The organism is Methylobacter svalbardensis (genome assembly GCF_037671525.1).
Classification (GTDB): Bacteria; Pseudomonadota; Gammaproteobacteria; order Methylococcales; family Methylomonadaceae; genus Methylobacter_A; species Methylobacter_A svalbardensis.
This window is the reverse complement of record NZ_JAWPOH010000180.1, coordinates 1-1,156: the sequence shown is the minus strand read 5'-3', so window position 1 is coordinate 1,156 and position 1,156 is coordinate 1. Positions and strand designations below refer to the sequence as shown.

1 protein-coding gene is annotated in these 1,156 nt (G+C 49.5%); it reads right to left on the bottom strand.

The window, feature by feature from the left end; genetic code table 11:
• Positions 1-4 precede the first annotated feature (4 nt).
• A partial coding sequence (gene ahcY / locus RW114_RS20725) for an adenosylhomocysteinase (protein ID WP_340124620.1) occupies positions 5-1,156 on the bottom strand: 1,152 nt, incomplete at its 5' end.

Here is a 1,156-nt window from a genome sequence, read left to right as displayed (position 1 = left end):
TTAATCAATAACGGTAATGATCGGCTTTAAACGGTCCTTCAACCGGAACATTAATATATCGGGCTTGCTCGTCGGTTAAGACGGTCAAATTCACGCCCAGCTGCTTTAGATGCGATCTTGCGACCTTTTCATCGAGTTTCTTAGGCAGAATATAAACCTTGTTTTCATACTGTGCGGCATTTGCCCAAAGCTCCATTTGCGCCAGAACCTGGTTGCAAAATGAATTAGACATCACAAAACTTGGATGACCGGTGCCGCATCCCAGATTAACCAGGCGGCCTTCTGCCAGGATGATCAGGCGTTTGCCGTCAGGGAAAATCACATGATCCACTTGGGGCTTGATATTTTCCCAGGTGTATTGACGCAATGAGGAAATTTCAATTTCCGCATCAAAATGACCGATATTGCAGACAATCGCCTGGTCTCTCATCGCAACCATGTGCTGATGAGTAATAATATTAAAGTTGCCGGTCGCGGTCACAAAAATATTAGCCAGCGGAGCTGCTTCTTCCATGGTGACTACGCGGTAACCTTCCATCGCCGCTTGCAGTGCGCAAATCGGGTCGATTTCGGTAATCAATACCGTTGCCCCGAGGCCGCGTAACGATTGCGCACAACCTTTGCCGACATCGCCGTAACCGCAAACGACGGCAATTTTACCGGCAATCATCACGTCGGTGGCGCGCTTGATGCCGTCAACCAGCGATTCGCGGCAACCGTACAGGTTATCGAATTTTGATTTGGTGACCGAATCGTTAACATTGAATGCAGGAACTTTTAACGTGCCTTTGGCGACCATCTCGTACAGACGCAATACGCCGGTAGTGGTTTCTTCGGACAAGCCTTTAATATCGGCCATTAATTCGGGATATTTGTCATGCATCATGACGGTCAAGTCGCCGCCATCATCCAGGATCATGTTCGGACGCCAGCCATCAACGCCGTCAATGGTTTGGGCGATACACCATTCGGCTTCTACTTCGGTTTCGCCTTTCCAGGCAAAAACAGGAATGCCGGCCGCCGCCATTGCCGCCGCGGCATGGTCTTGGGTAGAAAAAATGTTGCAGGAAGACCAACGCACAGTTGCGCCCAATGCAGTCAGGGTTTCAATCAATACCGCTGTCTGAATAGTCATGTGCAAACAACCGGCAATACG